Annotated in this window: 14 protein-coding genes; 7 read left to right on the top strand and 7 right to left on the bottom strand. The window is 53.0% G+C overall.

Annotated features, from left to right (window positions below):
• Positions 1-220 precede the first annotated feature (220 nt).
• Positions 221-1402, top strand: a complete 1182-nt coding sequence (locus ACQ76X_RS14340; RefSeq protein ID WP_438494713.1) for a copper amine oxidase N-terminal domain-containing protein — start codon at positions 221-223, stop codon at positions 1400-1402.
• A gap of 55 nt (positions 1403-1457) precedes the next feature.
• Positions 1458-2894, top strand: a complete 1437-nt coding sequence (locus ACQ76X_RS14345) for a S41 family peptidase (protein WP_438494715.1) — start codon at positions 1458-1460, stop codon at positions 2892-2894.
• Between the two features lie 113 nt (positions 2895-3007).
• On the opposite strand, the gene ACQ76X_RS14350 is transcribed toward ACQ76X_RS14345, so the two are convergent.
• Together ACQ76X_RS14350 and lipA are read right to left on the bottom strand one after the other, a co-directional pair.
• A complete protein-coding gene (locus ACQ76X_RS14350) occupies positions 3008-3736 on the bottom strand; it encodes a YutD family protein (RefSeq protein ID WP_340896678.1) in 729 nt (242 codons plus the stop codon).
• 286 nt (positions 3737-4022) lie between these two features.
• Positions 4023-4925 (bottom strand): lipoyl synthase, encoded by a 903-nt coding sequence (lipA, locus tag ACQ76X_RS14355; RefSeq protein ID WP_438494718.1) that lies wholly within the window; start codon positions 4923-4925, stop codon positions 4023-4025.
• 302 nt (positions 4926-5227) lie between these two features.
• Between lipA and ACQ76X_RS14360 the strand changes: the two genes are divergently transcribed.
• Positions 5228-6319, top strand: a complete 1092-nt coding sequence (locus tag ACQ76X_RS14360) for a M23 family metallopeptidase (protein WP_438494720.1) — start codon at positions 5228-5230, stop codon at positions 6317-6319.
• Positions 6320-6358: 39 nt separating this feature from the next.
• Here the strand turns inward: ACQ76X_RS14360 and ACQ76X_RS14365 are convergent, their stop codons facing one another.
• Together ACQ76X_RS14365 and ACQ76X_RS14370 are read right to left on the bottom strand one after the other, a co-directional pair.
• Positions 6359-8059, bottom strand: coding sequence for an alpha amylase N-terminal ig-like domain-containing protein (locus ACQ76X_RS14365; protein WP_438494722.1), 1701 nt, complete (start codon positions 8057-8059; stop codon positions 6359-6361).
• A gap of 208 nt (positions 8060-8267) precedes the next feature.
• Entirely contained in the window at positions 8268-8936 is a 669-nt protein-coding gene (locus ACQ76X_RS14370; protein WP_438494724.1) for an alpha/beta hydrolase, read from the bottom strand.
• Positions 8937-9518: 582 nt separating this feature from the next.
• Between ACQ76X_RS14370 and ACQ76X_RS14375 the strand changes: the two genes are divergently transcribed.
• The 4 genes from ACQ76X_RS14375 to ACQ76X_RS14390 all read left to right on the top strand — a co-directional run bounded on the left by ACQ76X_RS14375 (position 9519) and on the right by ACQ76X_RS14390 (position 17265).
• On the top strand, positions 9519-11264 hold the full coding sequence (locus ACQ76X_RS14375) for a DUF6385 domain-containing protein (RefSeq protein ID WP_438494726.1): 1746 nt from the start codon (positions 9519-9521) through the stop codon (positions 11262-11264).
• Positions 11265-11487: 223 nt separating this feature from the next.
• The gene (locus tag ACQ76X_RS14380; protein ID WP_438494728.1) at positions 11488-13530 is read left to right on the top strand and encodes a glycosyltransferase; all 2043 of its coding nucleotides are present in this window, start codon (positions 11488-11490) and stop codon (positions 13528-13530) included.
• Positions 13527-15284, top strand: coding sequence for a tetratricopeptide repeat-containing glycosyltransferase family 2 protein (locus ACQ76X_RS14385; RefSeq protein ID WP_438494730.1), 1758 nt, complete (start codon positions 13527-13529; stop codon positions 15282-15284). Before ACQ76X_RS14380 ends, ACQ76X_RS14385 begins: the two co-directional genes overlap by 4 nt.
• Positions 15285-15300: 16 nt before the next feature.
• Complete coding sequence (locus tag ACQ76X_RS14390; protein WP_438494732.1) at positions 15301-17265, top strand: glycosyltransferase; 1965 nt, start codon at positions 15301-15303, stop codon at positions 17263-17265.
• A gap of 174 nt (positions 17266-17439) precedes the next feature.
• Here ACQ76X_RS14390 and ACQ76X_RS14395 read toward each other — a convergent pair whose 3' ends face one another.
• Genes ACQ76X_RS14395 through ACQ76X_RS14405 form a run of 3 tightly spaced genes read right to left on the bottom strand, consistent with a single transcriptional unit; the run spans position 17440 to position 20934 of the window.
• On the bottom strand, positions 17440-18180 hold the full coding sequence (locus ACQ76X_RS14395) for a glycosyltransferase (protein ID WP_438494734.1): 741 nt from the start codon (positions 18178-18180) through the stop codon (positions 17440-17442).
• A complete protein-coding gene (locus ACQ76X_RS14400; RefSeq protein WP_438494736.1) occupies positions 18173-19450 on the bottom strand; it encodes a hypothetical protein in 1278 nt (425 codons plus the stop codon). Before ACQ76X_RS14400 ends, ACQ76X_RS14395 begins: the two co-directional genes overlap by 8 nt.
• Positions 19447-20934, bottom strand: a complete 1488-nt coding sequence (locus ACQ76X_RS14405) for a hypothetical protein (protein ID WP_438494738.1) — start codon at positions 20932-20934, stop codon at positions 19447-19449. Before ACQ76X_RS14405 ends, ACQ76X_RS14400 begins: the two co-directional genes overlap by 4 nt.
• Positions 20935-20963: the final 29 nt, after the last annotated feature.

Raw genomic sequence — 20963 nt, forward strand, 5'->3', positions numbered from 1 at the left:
GGGTAAAGTTACCGGGTGGATTTGAACCACCTAGATGGTGCGACTGTGAGGCGCACAAGAAAGCCGGGAATGCGACGACATTCCCGGCTCTTTTATGCTTGGGGGCGTTTAACAAACTCTTCTATTACAGCTAACACAAGTTGATAGACAGGGAGAATTTCCATTGGTATAATGAACCTATTTTACATAGTTATGTTTATTTTAAAGGAGAGAATAACCGTTGAAAAAATTAATATCTTTATTAGGCACCAGCCTGTTGGCACTTGTGCTGGCAGTCCCCGCTTTTGCCGCAGAACAACCGATTAAGGTCTATATTAACGGCAGCAATGTTTCATTCACTGCGGGCACTCCTTACCTTAAGAATAATACTGTACTCGTTCCTTTCCGTGTCATCTTCGAAAAGCTTGGACTTCAGGTGCTCTATAATGCCCAGACGGGAACCATCACCGGCACCAGCTCCTCGCTTAAGCTCAGCCTCAAAATCGGCAGCAACCGGGCAACCCTGAACGGAACCGTCAAAAAAATGAGTACAGCGCCCCTCTCCATCGGCGGCACTACTTATATCCCTTTGCGTTTCATTGCTGAAGCTACCGGCGGCACAGCCGTCTGGGACTCTGGCAGCAGAAGCGTCAAGATCAAAGCCGCTGTGTCCACTGTCAACGACGAGAAGGATATTACGGCCTTAATTCATTTGGCCAATCAATATTATAATACTGAACAAGCCAGCCGCTTTTATTCGCTTGCGGATGCAGGTGAGGACACTTCGGAAATGGTAGCCGATATGGATTCATCCTTTGAGCTGTATGATGTCAAGAATACAATAGAAAGCCTCAAGGTGCTGCAAATCCAGGGAAATGAAGCGACTGCCCTCACGGTTGAGAAAGCCGTTCGAACCGGCGGCGCTTATGTTCCTGACGAGAACATTGAATATTTGTATGAGCTCGTCCGCAAGGACGGGGGATGGAAGATCGCCTCGATGGAGGTGCAAGACAGAACGGTGCTCCTGACCCGTGAACAGGGAATGACAGCGGCAGTTGTGCCGCAAGCTACAGCAGCAATCCTCAAAGATAACCTCAGCAAGTATTATCAATATATGAGCGCTGAGAATACGGATGCTATCTCCGCCCTGATGACCTCGTACGGGGAGGAGTACGATGCGGCAACGAAGTCGGATATGCAGGACTATTTTGACACCTATGATCACCGCTATACCCTGGATAATTCGAATATCTTCTATTATTCTCCCGAAGAAGCCGCTGTGTATGCGGAAACCACCATTAAGGATGCCGATAGCGGGGAGAGCTACAAGCAGTCACTCATCTTCCTCTTTGTGAAGTCAGAAGACGGTACGTGGACGGTCGACGAAACCTATACCCTCAGCTTTGATGGAGATCAATCATAATCTTAAGACAGCTGTAATGCATCATCAAATATAATAAAAAAGGGCGTATGCACTTATGAAATCCGGTAAAATCATGTCGGCCGTTCTTAGCGGCTGTCTTGCGTTCTCCCTCTTCTTAGCACCTGCTGCTTCAGCGGCAGAGAGCGCACAGACCGATTCAAACACGGAAATTATTAACGAAATTATGGACTATATTGAATCCTACAACGTGGAAGGGGTAGACAAGGATACCCTGATCCGTGGTGCAATTGACGGAATGATCTATACGCTTAATGATCCTTACAGCATGTACCTCGACATTGACGAAGCCGCTGAATTTCAACATCAGCTTGAGCTTGAATATGTCGGTATCGGTTTTTCGCTGGCGAGAAATGGGACTGAAGTGTACATTGAAGAAATCACCCCCCGTTCTCCAGCCGAACAAGCGGGTCTGAAACGCGGTGACGTTCTTCTGAAGATCAACGGTACGGCCATCGCTGATCTTGAGGCCGATCCCTTTAGCGCAGCGCCGGGCAGCAAGCTGACCCTAACGGTCAACCGAAACGGAGCGGCCAAATCCGTTAACGTAACCCTGAAAAGTATGGTAACAACCTCTGTCACCGGCAAAATTGTCGGCCAGAAAATCGCCTACATCGCATTAAGCGGCTTCACGCAAAATGCCGACAAGGAATTCTCCGCTATGCTGGATAAGATGCGGGCAGCTGGGATGAAATCGCTCGTGTTGGATCTGCGCAATAACGGAGGCGGCTATATTGATGTTGCCAAGAACATTACCTCCAAGTTTATGGAGTCGGGCATTATGATGTACACCTCCGACCAAAGTGGCGCACTGACTCCGGAAATTATAAAAGGTGGCAGTAAAATCGGCGTGCCTGTCGTCGTCCTGACGAATGAAAACTCCGCCAGTGCCTCCGAAGCACTGACCGGCGCTCTGCGCGATAATAAGATCGCGACTATCGTCGGTACCCGCACATACGGCAAAGCCAGAATTCAAAACCTTGTGCCCGTATCCAACGGCGGGGAACTGAAGCTGACGACTTTAAAGTACCTGACCCCGAACAAGGAGGACTTTAACCAGATCGGCCTGAAGCCGGATATTGAAGTCCAAAGCAAAACCGCACAGCTGATTACCGCCCTGCAAATTGCCGGAATGACCAACATCACGGCGTCCGGAGATAGCCATATTCTGAACATCAATGGAAGTCCTTTTGCCGGAAATGTCGGTCTCTTGAAGCAAGGAGACAAGGTTTATGCTTCATCACGCGTGCTGGCAACCCTTGTCGAGAGCGAGGTTGCTTGGGACGCCAAGAACAAGAAAGTGCTCGTCACGAACGGAGCCGGCAGCATCTCCAGCTTCGCCTTAGCCTCCAAAGAAGCCCTGTCCCAGAATGATGAGACCTATGTTGAACTCAATGCGTTCAAAAAGAAATTCCCTGCGCTAACCTGGAGCTATGACGCCGCACTCAAACAATTGAAATTATCCGTTAAATAGCGGATATATCGCACAGCTGAAACAAAAGGATGCCCCGCCAGCCATATATGTATGGCTGCGGGGCATCCTTGTTTTATACCCATCCCAGAACAGACGACAGTTGCCGCCTTTGCTTAGTTCGAAGAATTCTGGGGCGGGTTCTGCGGATTCTGCTGGTTCTGCGGGCTTTGCTGGTTCTGCTGCTGTCTGCCCTGAAACTCTTTATTGCCTTTTTTGTCTTTGTTCCGGTGGTTCCGGCTTTGATGTTCCCGCACAGGTCTATCCTTAGACGAATGATCCCTGCCGTTTCCGCCAGTACCCTTGTCCCGGGCCGGGTTAGAATAAGAAGATTTCGATTCCCGCTGCTCTTTAATTACAGCATCCGGTTCAGCAGGCTCTTGTTCAAGGTCTTCCTCCAGCGCCGGCTCCGGTATTTCTTTAATCAAGATATCCTTGAATGTGCCTTCCTTCGGCTGCTCTTTCAATTTATGCAGAACAAAATAGGCACAGCCGAAATTGCAGTATTCATTAATGTAATCCACCATGCCTGAAATAGCCGTATCCCGGTTCACCTTCGGATGGTTGTCCCGGTAAAAGCCTTTCAGACGTAATTGGCTGTATCCCCAGTCACCGATAATATAATCGTAACGGTCCAGCACCTCGCTGTATCTCCCGCGAAACGCCTCCGGATTCCAGCCGTCCTTATGATCCAACATGAGCTCGTAGCCTTTTCCACCTATAACGATCAAGCGTGTGTCGCCTGCCTTTCTTTTGCATAATGGGAGCGGGAGCGGGGGCGTTGATAAGCCGCCGTTCCGCGGAATTTCGAATTTCCGGCCGCTGTTGTTGTCCGATTTCTTCATTTAAACCGCCATGCGGTTGAAATCGGACAACAAAGGCGAACGCTGGCGCTCCTCCAATTTCGAAATTCCGCTCCACGGCTCCATCAACGCGTGATGGGGTGGACCTACAACAATAACCCAAGGGCCTCTGATCGCCTACGGCTCACAATCGGCCCTTTTCCCTCTAAAACCTAAAACCTTAAACCTAAAACCTTAAACCTTAAACCTTAAACCTTAAAGACTAAAGACTAAAGATAAACCCTGTGACTCCGTCACGAAGGCAATTTTATTCCCCGAAATTTTATTTTTACTGTGAAACTGAACGCTCCTCACGGGCTTTCGCAGCGGACTTGACCTGCTCATGCGCACGATAAGAGCTGCGGACGAGCGGGCCCGCTTCCACATGACTGAAGCCCCGGTTCAGTCCTTCTTCCTTCAGCAAAGCAAATTGCTCCGGCGGATAATATTTCTCCACATTTAAATGCTTAGGGGAAGGCTGCAGGTATTGCCCTAATGTCAATATATCACAATCTGCCGCCCGCAGATCATCCATCGCCTGAAGTATTTCGTCCCATTCCTCTCCAACGCCTAGCATGATGCTGGATTTGGTAGGAATATCTGGTTTGATCTCCTTCGCCCGGCGCAGCAGCTCCAGGGAACGGCGGTACTTGGCTCTGGCTCGCACACGGTCCGACATCCGCTCTACCGTCTCTATATTATGGTTCAGGATGTCCGGGCGGCTGTTCATTACAATTTCCAGGCTGTCCCGGTCTCCTAGAAAATCCGGGATCAATACTTCCACACTGCACAGCGGAAGACGTCTTCGAATAGCAGCAACAGTCTCGGCAAAAATCGCCGCACCGCCATCCTTCAAATCATCGCGGGCTACACTTGTCACCACACAATGGTTAAGATTCATGTTTTCCGCAGCTTCAGCAACACGCTCCGGTTCCAGCAGGTCCAGCTCGGTGGGCAGACCTGTATTCACGGCACAGAAACGGCAGGCCCGTGTACAAATGTCCCCCAGGATCATAAATGTAGCCGTACGGTTCGCCCAGCATTCATAAATATTGGGACAACGTGCTTCCTCACATACGGTATGTAAAGTTTTGGATCGCATCATGCCTTTAATATCCTGATAATTATCACCGGTCGTTAACTTGATTTTAATCCAGTCCGGCTTGGGTTGTTTGGCTGTTCTATTAGTCAAAGTGGTGAACCCCGCTTTCGCCTGAATATAAGTTCCATTGTTAAAAAGTTGCTGCCTCATATTATATCATGTGCCATTAGCAATTGCCTGTTTTTGTGAAATTCAACTTGCTAACTTGATTGCTCTGTACTTCAGATAGACGGCAGCTCCTTCTGCAGGGGATTTGTTCATACTTGGTAGCTTTAGACAAGTACGGATAAAAACATCCCTTTTGCTTCAAATTAAAAGAAAAAGAAGTGCATCTGTCAATACCTGCCCGATGTATTGTACAATTCCACGGCGGAAATTAGGAGGTTGTTATCATGCTGGCCCCATTCAGAAATTATAGAAAAGTGATCACTGTATCCTGCTTGTCGACTGCCCTATTGCTGTCGGGCGGCGGGGAAGCGGCTGTTGCAGCTGCCACCCGGGGGCATAACCTCCCGGCCGTCAAATCCAGCGGCGTTCCTGCCAGCAGCAAGGTGAATGTTGAGGCTGCACGCAAGGAGCTTTATGAGCAAATGAGTGCTGCTACCGGCATTCCCTGGTTCAGATTCGCTGCGATTGACCAGTATGAGCGGACGATCGCTAAGAAGAAGGGGAGCACAGAAGTATCCGCTTCTTCCCGTCTTACCAGCATCGCCATTCCTGCACCGGTATGGTCCGGTCCGCTGAATCCGGATCAGGCCGATAAGTCCCCTGATTCCATCAGCTTCTTCGGCGGTTTCGGGCAGGACGGCTCCGGGGACGATCTTGCCGATCCCACAAATGATGCCGATGTGCTCTACAGCATGGCACGCCACCTGCTGAATTATGGAAACTCTGTGAATGACTTCAACATTGGAATTTGGGAGTATTATCATAATGGCCGCGCGGCCCAGCGGGTGGCGCAATTCTCTAAGCTGTATGAGCATTTCGGACGGCTCGACCTGTCAGGCAGCGCTTTTCCGCTGCCTGTCGGAACGATGTATGCTTACCGCAGCACCTGGGGCACCGGCAGAAGCTGGGGAGGTGCGCGCATTCACGAGGGGACGGATCTGTTCACCCCGCACGGAATGACTGTGCGCAGCACCTGCTTTGGAGTAGTGGAGACCAAGGGGTGGAACCGCTTTGGCGGCTGGAGAATAGGCATTCGTGATATCGAGAACCGATACCATTATTACGCCCATTTGGCCGGGTATGAGAAATCCATCTCCCGCGGAGATATCGTCACACCCGGGCAGACCCTTGGCTGGGTCGGCAGCTCGGGGTACGGCAAACCCGGAACTCAGGGCAAATTCCCTCCCCATCTGCATTACGGCATCTACCGCGACCGGGGAATTACTGAGTGGGCCTTCGATCCTTACCCTTTGCTCAAGCAATGGGAGAATCAGGAGTATCGGACACTTAGGAAAAATAAGAAAAACAAATCATGAACCTGAGCCCGGCCGTATGATTTCATCCGCACCGTTCGGCTAGTTCAACATCAGGCAGCCGAACGGTTCAATCTCCACAAGAATCTGTTTGGCATTCCGGATGGTCCTTCCACTCAACAAGTCGGTCAGTTCATTTGGGTCAGGGCTGAAACTGCTCAGCTCAAGCTGATAATGATTTGGGGAGTTGTTGAGAATCAGCCCTATTGGGTCCTGATCACCCCGCCGCACAAAGCCGAGGACATTACGCGCCTCATCAGTGAACCAGGGGCGGAATGCGCCTTTTTGCAGGACGTTATGTGCTTTCCGCAGGGCAATCAGCTCCTTATACCAATTGCGCAGTTCCTCATTCTGCTCCTGCCTGTGCCAAAGCATCGGTTTTCTGCAGTGCGGATCGGTGGCCCCTTCCATTCCGACTTCATCTCCGTAATAAATCATTGGCAGGCCAATATAGGTCATCTGAAAAAATATAGCCAGCCTCATCCGCTGGAGGGCCGTTCCCGCCCGGTTCCAGCCGCGGCCGCCTTCCTTGCAGGCTGTCAGAAACCGCTGGGTATCATGGCTGCCAAGCAGCTGGAACATTGCCGAGTTAGCCTGATCATTGCAGAGTGCTTCGATATGGAGCAGCTGCTCCATGAACCGCTGCGGGCCCGTGGATTGTTCCGCAAAAAATTCCAGCACCGCATCACGCAGCACATAATTCATCCCGCCATCAAACTGGTCACCCCTTAACCACGGGCCGGAAGCATGCATGATTTCCCCAATCAGCAGCAGTTCGGGAAATTCATCCTTCAGTTCGCGGCGGAACCGCGACCAGAACAGCGGATGGACCTCATTGGCCACATCCAGACGCCAGCCGTCAATTCCCGCTTCACGAATCCAATGTTTGGCCACACCGAGCATATAATCAGCAACTTCAGGATGATTCATATTCAGCTTGGGCATTTGGGCTTCGGCCTTTGCGAAGGTCTCATAGGTTGGAACCGGAGACTGCTCAACCGGATAGGAATGGATAAAGAACCAATCCTTATACCGCGAATTCTCCCCATGTTCAAGCACATCTCTGAAAGCAAAAAAAGTATCGCCGGAATGGTTGAACACAGCATCCAGCAGCACCTTGATTCCGTGGCGGTGTGCCTCAGCGACGAGCTCCTTAAGCTCCTCGGCTGTACCAAAATCAGGATCAATCTTGTAATAATCCGATGTATTATATTTATGCTCTGAAGGAGATTCAAAGATAGGTGTCATGTAGACGGCGGTTACGCCGAGTTCCTGCAGATAAGGTATTTTTTCTGTAATTCCTTGCAGTGTTCCACGGTTATAGCTGCTGGGATATATCTGATAGACAATGGCTCCGCTCGTCCATGAAGGCAGCTCCAGCGCCTGGTCGGCATGCAGATAAGCGTATTGAAAAGACCCGGCACGTTCGCGGTTTTGGGACTCTCCCCGTTCCCCGTACCAAGTATAATCACCCGCAGGATTTTTTACATAGAACAAATATCTGCATTTGCCGGTTTCCGTCCGGATTACCGCCTCATGAATCTCATAGGCGCCGGCTGAACCGATTTTCTCCATAGACTGCGGCTGTTCACTGCCCGGGGAATCATAACGGTCAGCGTGAACCACAGTACAGCTTAACTGCTGTCCGGCAGGCACAAACAGCCGCAATTTCAGGGCTCCCGGTCCAGCGGGAAAGGCAAAAGGATCTTCTGACGTATGGTACAAAAACCAGTGGTTTGACATATTTTTCAATCTCCTTTTTGTTATCAGTCCCGGAATTTTCCGGACAAACTCAACCCGTTAGGGAAACCGGTTTCCTTCATAAAAATTACCATGCGCTGTATACGTTGTCAATGCAAATCAACTCTATAAATAAGAAAGAGCCTGCTTCACACTCATCGGTGAAAGAGGCTCTGCAAGCGGCGCTTGATATATTATTTTCACACACTATTCAGGAAGCCCCTGAGCGCTCGATAAACTGGAGTACTTCGTTCATGATCCGCTCACTGTCATCGCAATGGCAAACCATATGACCGCTGTTCTCCACCATCAGCACCTGTTTGCGGCCGGAAGGAATGGTCTGCTGCAGGTAACCGGCGCTTTTGGTCTTCACCAGATGATCTCTTCTGCCCTGCACGATCAAGGTCGGAATCTCGATGTGCGGATAGACCTCAAAGCTTTCGCGGACCAGCCGCTGAAATTCCCGGGTGGCCTTCGCCGGCGTCGAGCCGAATTTGCTGAAATAATTCCTGAGCATGGCTGGGCTGCCCAACGTTCTGAGAATCTCAAGCACGTTCAGCGGAAACACAGGCGCCGACAGCAGCGTAAGCGACTTAATCCGGGCTTGGTATTGTACCGAAAGATGGGAAGCGATCAACGCTCCGGTAGAAAAACCAATAAGATGAACGCTCTCCGTCTGGTTCAGCAAACTCTTTAATTCATCTTCGGCACTCTGCCGCCAATCATGCCTGTCCGAGTGAAGCAGATCTTTTCTGCTGCCGCCGTGCCCTTTAAGCGTGAAGGTCCTGGAATGGTAATTATGCTGCTCCATAAACCGTGACAACGGAGAGATTTCGTGTTCTCCCCCGGTGAAGCCATGAATAAACAAACAGCTATCCATAACCATTCCTCTTTTCGTTTAGATTTTTTTAAAGCTATATAGATTGAACTTATAATTCTTATATTTTGGGATTGGCCGTGACTCCAGAGAATGTTTGGACCGCTGTTAGGTTTCGATTTCCTGAATTTAACCGCGAATCGCGGTAGAAATCCAAACCTAAAGGCGGACGCTGTCGCTCCTACAGTTCCAAAATTCCCCTCCACCACTTTTCCCTACATGTAATTCTCAAGTTCAATCTATATAGGTTTATATGTATCTGCCTTATTTTAACCATTTTAAGAAAAATAAACCTCAACGTCCAATCGTTAAGGTTCACTTCATCATTATGTCATTAAAAATATTTTCCTATTGTGCGGCTTTAACTGGCTTGTTTGGGAATCTGCGTATTTTGCCATGCCAACCCAGTCATCCTCTTCAATCCTCCATATATTAATATCACACCATTCGAATGGTTTATTTTTATCCGTACAGGCTGTGTTCTAGCTAGGACGGTAGCAATGATGTTTAAGACCCAGGCGACGGTTTGGGTCTTTTTACGAGTAAGCTTGCAGTTTCTATTCTATGAAGAAAGGATGAATAACTTTGCCGAACTTTAGTTCATTCCAGTCCAATCCGGATAATTTGCGCACGCTTATTTTCGGGCGGGACCCCGTCTCACTTAACGATCTTCCCCTTACTACGGATCCCAGCGGTAACCTGACCACTGTTATCCTGAATGGTACGATTAGCAGCGTGCTGGGGGCTACCATTACTGCCGGTACGCTGTCGTCGGCTGGTACAGTTACCAACCTCTTAAACGGTACGATTACCAGCGTGCTGGGCGCTACCATCACCGCCGGTACATTATCGTCCGCTGGTACAGTCACCAACCTCTTAAACGGTACGATTACCAGCGTACTGGGGGCTACCATTACTGCCGGTACTTTATCGTCGGCTGGTACGGTCACTAACCTGCTTGACGGTACGATTACCAGCGTACTTGGAGCTACCATCACCGCCGGTACTTTATCGTCGGCTGGTACAGTCACTAACCTGCTTGACGGTACAATTACCAGCGTACTCGGCGCTACAATTACAGCCGGTACGTTGTCATCGGCTGGTACAGTCACCAACCTGCTCGACGGTACGATCACTAGTGTACTTGGCGCTACCATTACTGCCGGTACATTATCCTCAGCTGGTACAGTCACCAACCTCTTAAACGGTACGATTACCAGCGTACTCGGTGCTACCATAACTGCCGGTACGTTGTCGTCCGCTGGTACAGTCACCAACCTGCTTGACGGTACAATTACCAGCGTGCTGGGGGCTACTATCACCGCCGGTACGTTGTCGTCCGCTGGTACAGTCACCAACTTGCTCAACGGTACGATCACTAGTGTACTTGGCGCTACCATCACCGCCGGTACATTATCGTCGGCCGGTACAGTCACTAACCTGCTTAACGGTACGATCACCAGTGTGCTGGGGGCTACCATTACTGCCGGTACGTTGTCGTCCGCTGGTACAGTCACTAACCTGCTCAACGGTACAATTACCAGCGTGCTGGGGGCTACCATTACTGCCGGTACGTTGTCGTCCGCTGGTACAATTACCAACCTGCTTGACGGTACAATCACCAGCGTGCTGGGGGCTACCATTACTGCCGGTACGTTGTCGTCGGCTGGTACAGTCACTAACCTGCTTGACGGTACAATCACCAGCGTGCTGGGGGCTACCATTACTGCCGGTACGTTGTCGTCGGCTGGTACAGTCACTAACCTGCTCAACGGTACAATCACCAGCGTGCTGGGGGCTACCATTACTGCCGGTACGTTGTCGTCGGCTGGTACGGTCACTAACCTGCTTAACGGTACGATTACCAGTGTGCTGGGGGCTACCATTACTGCCGGTACGTTGTCATCCGCTGGTACAATTACCAACCTGCTTGACGGTACAATCACCAGCGTACTGGGGGCTACGATTACTGCCGGTACACTCAGCAGTGTGACCTCCATCTCACAGCGCAGCTTTATTGAGCAGGCTACACTCGGAATTCCAACCTCCGATGTCTTCACGCCGCTGCCGGCCAATACAACGAGCGTGCTGGGTACCTACTCCTATTTCATTTTGAACACTGGAGCCAACCCTGTGAATACGCAGGTTGAGATCAGTGCGGATGGAACCAATTATTTTGTCGATACGACCGGCGATAATCCTTTGCCTGCTGGTTCTGTTGATGTCATCGTTCCGGCAAGATTCCTGAAATATACCCGTCTCGCTTATCAATCAGCGACCCCGGGTGCGGCTTCTACCATTAATGTCATTTTTGACGCTCAGGGAACGTAAGCAAGAGGTCCGTCATATCCTGTAGAGACAAAGAGTGCATGGTTGTCCATGTACTCTTTCTTTGGTTTTGGAGCCCTGCAAAGTACTTGGATCATGCTATGAACCGAATCCGCACTTTGACAGTTATTTTGTCATAACCAGACTCTGCATCTACATATGCCGGACAATCATCACCTCCATCAACACAGAACTGAAGAAATCGCCTTCCAAAGGAGGAAAAACCGTGAATACCCCTACCCTTGGCGTTCATCTGATCGTCAAAAATGAAGCAGAACTCCTGCCCCGCTGTCTGGAAAGTCTGGCTGGAGCTGACGAGATTGTCGTCGTGGATACTGGCTCGACAGATGATTCCGTTGCGATCGCCCGGGCCTACGGAGCCAAAGTGCTCCTCAGGGAATGGGCCGATGATTTCTCGGAGGCACGCAATGCCGGATTGACCGCGGCCGGGACCAATTGGGTTCTGGTGATGGATGCCGATGAGATCCTGAAGACCCCTCTGCAGAAAATTATTGAATTACTTCGTGAGACTAAAGCCGAAGCATTCACAGTAGACATAGAAAACTGGTTTGGGAGCAGGCCCGAAGAGCGTTTAAACCACAGACTGGTGCGTTTGTTCCGCAATCGACAGGAATACCGCTACAGCGGGAAAATCCATGAAGGCGTAGACGCCGCAATTATCAGCAAACAGGGTGTTTCCGCAATCCAGGACAGTGACATCGGGATTGTCCATTTTGGATATTTACCAGAGATGATGGCCCGCAAAAATAAAATCAGCCGCAATGAACATCTGCTGCGCCTCGCTCTTGCACAACAGCCGGAGGATGACTTCTACAGCTATAATCTGGCAGTGACCTGCTGTCAGAACGGCAATCTGGAGGAGGCGGAGCAACTACTGCGCCAGACCGTCAGCCGCGCTCCGCTTCAAGTCTCCTATCGTCCGGCCATGATCCGTGATTTATGCAAAATCTATCTCGCTCTGGGAAAAATGAACGCGATCGATGCTTTGCTGGCAAGAGAACTGCAACGTTACGGGGATTATCCTGATTTGCATTTTATTCAGGGCCAGTCCTGGGAGAGTCAAGGTCTGCCAGAACGCGCCTTCCAGTCCTATCAGCAGGCAGCAACACTCTGTGACAGTGCAACACCAAGCGGAAAATATGTCCGCGAACAAGGCATGTGCACCTTCCGTCCGCTGCACCGCATGGGTGTACTCTCGCAGGAGCTTGGCCAGCTCGAAGAGGCGGCAAGGTATTTCCACCGCTCGCTTCAGCATTACTCCCTATATGCCCCGGCACTGCTGGGAATCGCTGCTGCCTTCCAGCGCCTTGCAGTACCGGATAATGACATTGCTGCACTGCTTGTCCAGCTTGTCCCGCCGGAGCAGGCAGCCGCAAGAACGGCAGTCATCACCACCCTGTTTGCGATTGGCGCTTACGGGGCTATAGCAGGATTGTCACGGGAGAGTTTTCCTTTGGAGCGGGATACACTTGTGTCTATCCTTTCCGCCTGGATCATTGCCGGGAAGTTTCAGGAGGCTGAAAATGCCCTTAAGGAGCACAAGGCATCTCTAAGCGGCGAAAATATGGATCAAGAATTATTACAGCAGCTGTGGAAGCTTGAGGCGATATGCCATTGGGAAATGGGGAAGCAGCTGCCGCAGGATCTGCTGCTTGATGTATCCGAACCCTTTTGCAAAAAGATGTATGATATAGACCAACTTTTATCGTACAAAAGGGCCCATCCGTCTGAACTCACAGCTGAACCTGGCTTTGCTCCGCTCATTACCACACTGATTGAGCTATCAGTGAAGCTGCAGCGTTACGGGCTGGCTGCTTCTTTGGCAGAGCTGTCTCCCGCACATACGGCGGATCTGGCTGCAGCATTGTATGAGGAAGGCAAATTAAAGGAAGCCGGGGAGCTGTTTATAGACCTGGTTCGCGACAAACGGGCGGAGGGAAAAGTTCTCTTTTATATCGGGGAAATGCTCTTTGACAAGGGCCATTATTCAGAGGCTGCCGGGTGGTTTCAACAGCTGCTGGAAGAAGCACCCGGGAATGAGGCTGCGCGAACCGGCTTATCGCTCTGTTATCTTCAACTGGCGAGGCTTGGGCTGGAAGAGGTTGTGGAAAGCTTTAAGGAGGATTATCCCCATGGTCCACTCCTGGAGGACATTGCCGCGATAAGAAATTCCATGGCCATACTGAACCGCACACCTTGGCATACGCAGTGGAGCTACCGTCAGCGCCAGGGAGGAACAACACCATGACCAAACCGCGCCGCAAGCCGCTGATTTCGTTATGCATGATCGTTAAAAATGAAGCCGAGAGTCTGGCCCAATGCTTAAAAAGTGTGCGCGGAGTAGCTGATGAGCTGGTGGTTGTCGATACCGGATCTACTGACAGCACTGTGCAAATTGCCCGTTCCTTCGGTGCCACCATCGTCTCTTTCCCCTGGAACGGAGACTTCGCGGCAGCCCGCAATGCAGGCCTGAAGCAGGCAAAGGGAACGTGGATCCTCATACTGGACGCCGATGAAGAGCTCGATGCAGGAAGCAAAGAAGAACTGTTGCTGTGTGCGGAGCATACGGAGTATGAGGCGTTTTTCCTGCGGATTCATAACCATAATGGAACCTCCCGCGCTTCGCAGACCATCACGGTGAATCCAATCCTGCGGATGTTCCGCAACCGTCCTCAGTACCGGTTCAACGGAATTATCCACGAGCAGATTGCTGGTGTTATCGTGGAGGCCACTCCCGCTGCCGCAATGCATCTGAGCACTGTGGTTATACATCATTACGGCTATGCCGATGGTGTTGTAGCGAAGAAAGACAAGATCAGCCGCAACGTTGAGCTGTTGAAGGAGCAGCTGAGGCTGAACCCCGGCGATGCTTTTCACCATTTCAACATGGCTGTGGAATATATGCGTTTAGGGGAATATGACCCTGCTCTTCACCATATCCAGCGTTCGCTGGAGGAGGTCGAGCCGGATACAAGTTATGTCCATCTGCTGTATAAATACGAAATCCGCTGCCGGGCCGCCAAAAGGGAACTGAAGAGTGCGCTGGAAGCGTGTGAGCGGGGCATAACTTTGTTCCCCGATTACCCTGATCTCCATCATCTCAAGGGGGTCCTGCTGCTGCAGGCGGGAGCTTTTGCTGAGGCCAAAGCGGCGCTGCGCCGCGCACTGGACATCGGCGTCTCTCCTCCGGGCTACCACACGGAATCCGGATTCGGGACCTATTTGACCTATACTGCATTAGGGCAGCTATGCCAGGAAACGGGCGAAGATGGCGAGGCCATCGCCTGCTGCACACGGGCGGCTCAGCTTCATCCGGAGCCCGGCCCGCTTATTGCCCGCCTCCTGCGGATCTTCAAGTACAGCGGCCGTGAGCAGGAGATAACCGGCTGGTTAAAGGCCCATTTGCCCGATGCATGGGCCGCGCTGCACGGCAGCCTTCCGGCGCTGCTGCTGAGGGATGGCTGTTACACCGCAGCAGCGGAGCTGCTAGGCGAAGCGGAAGCCGCATCGGCCGAGGTAACACCGGGACTTGATACGGCCATGCTGGGCAGCGCAGAGAACTCAGCCGTGCTGGAGGCAACGACAGGAGGAGCAGCCGCGACGGATAAAGCGACGGCGGCCGAGAGGCTGGCTAGTCCAGCTCCGGCAGCCGCTGAGCGTGGAGCAGAGCATGGAGCGGAGCGGGCTGCGGCAACGCCTGAGCATGCACCAGAGCCAGATATTGCCGTAGCTCCCGGCAACTCCTTAATAGAACTAATACACGAGGTGCGGACAATTCCAGCAGAACAGCTGAGCCAAGGGGATGTACTGTCCCTGCTGAACCATCCCTCTATTTGTAACCAGGTTGCTCCCGCATTTGCAGCCGCACCTGCCCTGCAGCTTGGCCGTTCCTGGATTTTGCTGGCCGACCGGGTGCTGGCCTCAGCTCCCGCTGCTCCCGTCTATGGTCCGGCAGTCCGAAGAGCGCGGATGGCGCTGCCGCTTCCCAGATTTACAGATTAGGAAGGGGATCTTTCATATGGCCACTCCCGATCTTTCACTTTGCATGATTATCAGGAATGAGGAACGCCATTTGGAGCGGTGCCTGGCTTCAGTTCAGGGCTGGGTATCGGAGATTATTATCGGCGACACTGGCTCCAGTGACGGCAGCATCGGCATTGCAAGCAGCTTCGGTGCGCAGGTGATCGAAATTCCGTGGGAGAATGATTTTGCCAAGGCCCGGAATCTAACCCTCCGGGCGGCTTCATGTTCATGGATTTTGGTCTTGGATGCGGATGAGGCCATTGCCGGTTGGCGGGAAGAAGTATTGCAGCCCTTGCTGGAGGCGGAGAAGGTGCAGGGTTACTTTCTGCCTTTTATCCACTATGTAGGCAATACCTCCGGGCGGGAATATGTGACGGATAATGTATGCCGGCTGTTCCGGAATGACGCACGTATTGTTTTTGAGGGGAGTATTCATGAGGAGGCCGCCGGCAGCATCTGGGCACTGCCGGAAGGGCATGTCGATTATGCGGAGCTACCCATTGATCATTATGGCTATCTGGATGATGAATTGCAGCGCAAGGATAAAGCAAGCCGCAATCTGAGCCTTATCCTCACCGCCTTGGAGCTTGATCCGAAGAGTATATCCCTGCGATATGCACTGGGGACCGAATATTACCAGCAAGGACAGTACACTGCCGCCGCCAATATCCTGTTCCCGCTGCTCCCTGAAATCCCCGCCGGCTCCGGCTATGCTGCGGACATCTATCTCAAAACAGCCTATGCTCTGCAAGCCGGCGGACGGAGCAGCGACGCCAAAACCGTTTTTGCAAACGGCCGCTCCTTATTTCCCGATTTCACAGATCTCCTGGAGAGTTACGCCGGGCTGCTGCTCGAAGAAGGGGAGCTGCAGGTATCCCGTCTTCTGCTGCATCAGGCGCTGCAGAGCGGAAACACTGCGCATAAATACCCCTCCTCTTCCGGCAGCGGTACTAGCCGCACCCAGCTGTTTGCCGGCCAAGTCTGCGAGCGGCTGTTCCTGTACAAGGAAGCGCACAAGCATTACACGCAAGCCATAGGTTATGAAGCGGACTATAGTGCCGCATGGGATGAACTCGTGCCGCTGTGCCTGTTGTCAGGGGAAGAAGAAATACTGTCTTCACTAACCCGGCTCCACGCCCCGTCCTTATCTTCGGCTTTGCTTGGCAAGCTTGTGCCTGCTGCGTTGAATGCCCGCGCATTCGGCTGGCTGGAGGTGCTGGGCGAGGCGGGGCAGCTGCCCCTTCACGTCCAGCGGCTCATTCAAGTGCTGCTGCAGCTCCTCCCGCAGCAGCACTCCTCACCGCAAGCTGCCCATCTGCTGGCACAGCTGCTGGAGGAGGATTCCGAACAGCCATTTATCCATGGCTATTTGTGGGCCTGGTCCTGCCGCATCGGCGATGAAGCTGCCGCAGGACAATGGCTGGAGCGCCTGGCCGCTTACAGGCCAGGTTTAACCGCTGTCCGGCGGCTGCTGGTGAACCCTCCGGCTGATTCAGCCGGATGTCAGTCGCCAAGCTTCGCCGATCTCTCTTACGCCGCGCAGCTGCTGCTCCAGACAGGAGCCTGGAGCAGCCTGCTGGCGTTATACAAGCATGCGGATGCTGCACTCTTGCAGTGGTCAAAGCTGCCCGAACCGCTGTGGTGCGGGCTGCTGCAGGCCCCCGCAGCGATAAAGAGGCAATGGTGCTCGATCTACACCGCACAAGAGCATCATCGCCATACTCCTGCCGGCTTGGCGGAGTGGCTGCTGTACGCAGCGGTAGCCAGCTCATGCGGGCTGACTCCCCTGCTGGAGCCCGCAGCTGAACGCGCGTTGCAGCAATCGGGGAGCAGGGCAGCTGCGGTGGGCCTGAGCTACCATAAGCTGCTGCTCGCAGCAGCAGTCCATCCGCAAGGCGCTGCTTCCGGCAGCATCCCTTGGCTGCTGCTTGTAAGAGCGGCCCTCCGGGAGAAGCTTTAACAGAGGGCTTTCCAGTTCAGTACAGTGCAGTACAGTGCAGCAAACCTGGATAACCCCCGTCCCTTTGCCATCAGGGAACGGGGGTTATTTGCTCAGAGCAGCATATTATTTTCATAGCATGCTCTCAAGGCCGGTTTATAGCTGTGCAGGCAACCATTACCCATACACCGCTGTTTACGTGCCGCGCTTTTCTTTCCACTCTACTACACGGGGATTCTCATCCAGAATGGAATGGTATTGCTCCAGACTCCCCCATCTGCCCTCGGGATCAAGCTCCAGATAACGCTCGTATTTCTGCCGGAGCTCTTCCGGCGGCACAGCCCAGCCGTAATGCTTCACACGCAGTTCGGCTAGAAAACCCGGCAGGATGGCGTAGGAAAGCGGGAGCCGGGGAACATGATGATCCATCCGGGGCGTAAAATAATGAAAATGCGGCAGATAGCGGACCAGCGTGCGGGTATGCTTCATGTGTATATTCCAGTGTTCATCCTCACGGTAATGGGTAGTTCCGCCCCAAAAATCATACAGGCGGAAGGCTACCCAGTCGTAAACATCCTGATCAATGAGGCGCCGCATCTCCCGCTTCGCCTCTTCCTCGTAGAATTCATCAGCATCGACAGATAATAGCCAGTCTGGTCCGGTGGACACCGCCAGATCCCAGAGCGTCTGCCGGAGCATCCATTCCCGGCTGAACAGCGAGCTTTCCAGCGTCACCAGCTTTGACACCTTGGCGAAAGAATTGCACAGCCGCGCCGTACCATCCGTACTTCCGTCATCGACAATGACGATATCGTCCACAAAATCGCTCAGTTCCTCCAGCACCAGCTCCAGATGACGCCCGCTCTCATTGCGCACCTGCATCATCGCGGTCAGCCGGTTGCCGGAGGATTTGCGCAGAGGCTCACGATTACTCATCTACTCTCCCCCTCAGTCGCCCGACTGCCTCTTCCAGATCGGCCATTTCGGCAAACAGCGGCCGGGCCTGATGGTCTGCTCCGGCCGCCCGCAGAAAGCTGCGGATGGCGGCATGACGCCTGCCATGCAGCAGGTGCAGCGTACCTTCGATCACCGGCAGCTGCTGGCTTGCAGCTGCCGCCGCCCCGCCTCTTGCTGGAGGTGGCGTTCCCGCAGCAGTACCCACCCCCGCATCGCTGCTGGCTTCCATTTCACGCTGGAGCTGCAGTGCTTTTTCCCATTGATAGGTTTCAATGTAGTTCAGCAGCAGCAGCGGTTTCGCCTCCATATAGGATGAACCGGACAAAATCATGATCGCCGCCGCCGAATCCTCGTTCACACGGCAGATTTCCGCCTGAAGCAGCTCCTTTTGACCATGGTCCAGCCAGTTCTGCATCTCCGCTGCCCTCGCTCTTTCTTCGTCCGTAAAGGCTGTAATGGCATACTGCGCGGCAGCAAGCTCCAGATGGCCCTGCTTGGCTTCAATAGCCGAGAAAAACCGGTAATGGGAATGCAGACAGTCCGTATAATCATGCAGCAGCATCAGCTCGAAGGATTGCGTCAAATACCGGGAGGCCGCTTCGTCCCCAAGCAAATATAAGTAGGAGGCTGCCAGATAATGCACGGTCGGCTGATCGGGCAGCTTCTCGCACATGGACAGATAAAACTCCGCACGGTGCCGCCGCTGGATATCAAGCCAAGACACATGCGATCCTGCGGATGGCTGCCACAGTTCTCCCAGCGCTCTCGTCCATATCGCTTCATAGCCGGAGAGAAAGAACAGCCGGTCTCCCCGGCGGATGATTCCGTACGATAAGAGACTGTCCCCGCTGAGATAGACGACCCCCTCTCTGCGCAGATTCTGCTCCAGATATAGCCGTTCTGAAGCGGTGGCCACCAGATCGGCTCTGGCAGCGAGCAGCGCGCTGTATTTGTCCCACAGTCCGCTGTCTTCGCCTTCGGGACAAGCTTCCAGCAGTGCCACGGTATAGGCTGGCTCCAGTGTCATTACATCCGGCAGCCAATACGGGGAGGAGACGAGCACCGTGTATTCCTTGGCATTCAGCTTGTAAATCTCCGCCAGACACAAGGACTGGATGTCATATTCCTCCTGCTGGCCCGGTGTCATTCCCCCCGCAAACAAAACTTCCCCGCGGTCCGGCAGGAGGTCGAGCAGCCTCTTGTATTTATAGGCGTCCCAGGGAACAGAACTGAGGATAAGATAGTTCATCGCCGTCCCCCTCCGTTACTCGGGGATGGCAATGCTTCTCCACCACGAAGCCCGCCAATATACCCTATAGTCACCGTTTCTGCGGGAACGAGCTGCAGGCTGCGGCGGGTCGGCTCCTCCCGCCGCCCAATTCGGCCAGGTACAATTCCGCCCCGGTGGGCGGTACGTTCAAGCGGAAAAAACAGCGGAAGCCCCCCGGTCAATGGCCCCTGCAGCCCATCTTCCTGGCTCACCACAATATCGGTTGAACCCTGCCGCACAGCCTGCACAATTCTCTCCACATAACGGGTGTCATATTCTGCAGAAGCGGACAAATACACTACTGCTGCGCTTTCGTAGAGTGCGGAGACATTCTCCAGCGCATGCAGCCAAGGTTTTTCTCCCTGTACCGTAATCACCGCGTCCCTCTCCTGAACCGGAAATTCGGAAGCAACATCGTTTGCGCTGTCTCTGATCCATACCCAGCGGATATTGTCATAACTCTGCTGTTCTTGCAGCAACTGACGCCGCTTAAGCGATGTTTCCGTGTTCCACTTCTCTTCAAAATAAACAACCGCTGTCACCAGTGGAACGATCACGGAAGATTTGCCGAGCGGTATCGCTGGCTGCTGCGGATAGACGGAAAGCTCCGCAGGTACCGGGAGACTTCTTCCACCCCCAGAGACGCCGGGTAAATTCCATTTGGCGCAGTACGCCCGCCCGCCTTCCTCCTCAGCTCCTTGGTCCACGCCATTCAAAGAACAACTTCCGTCCTCAAGCGGATGAAGCGCGTGAACATACAGAGCATCGCTGAGCGCGAGCCTTCTCCCCAGCTGCCGGGCCCGCAGGCACCAATCGGCCACCATCAGGCGCCGCTGGCAGAGCGATTCATCGAAACCGCCCACTCTGAGCAGCAGTTCCCGGGTGAAGAGCAGGCAGGCACCGCTGAGCACCTCCACATTACGCCATTCGCCTTGCCGCCGAAGCCGGGTATGGTTTACGTATGCGGACAGTTTAGAGAAATCGTCAAACAGCTGCAGTTCCCTGCCTTCCGCTTCTTCCGTAGAGGAACGCGGGGCAACTACTCCGACAACCGGATCATCAATGGCCGGCCAGAACAGATCGGCGAGCCAGCCTGCAGTGACCATGACAGAATCCTGAAGCAATACGACAAATGAGGTCTCGGCATATGCCAAGGCCTCATTCACCCTATATTCCCCGTTCCTGTAGGGGAGAAAAGACACGGCATGTTCTCCAGAGAACTGCTCTGAGAGGGGCAGCAAAGCAAAATCCTCTTCCAGCGGAACGCCAATCACACGGACGCCAGGGCCGGAATGCAGCAGCAGGAGCCGCAAGCATTCTGCACCCCATGCGGCGCAGCGCAGTTCAACCACAATTGTTATTCCGTCTATTACCGGAAGCGGCAGTAATCCTTCACGCTCCAGATAGCTGTATCTTCCGGCCAGACGCTCCAAGCGGACAGAATCCATAGAATCATACGGCATCAGGCTCACACTCCATTAGTTAAAACTGT

The organism is Paenibacillus sp. IHBB 3054 (genome assembly GCF_051594305.1).
GTDB lineage: Bacteria > Bacillota > Bacilli > Paenibacillales > Paenibacillaceae > Paenibacillus_AQ.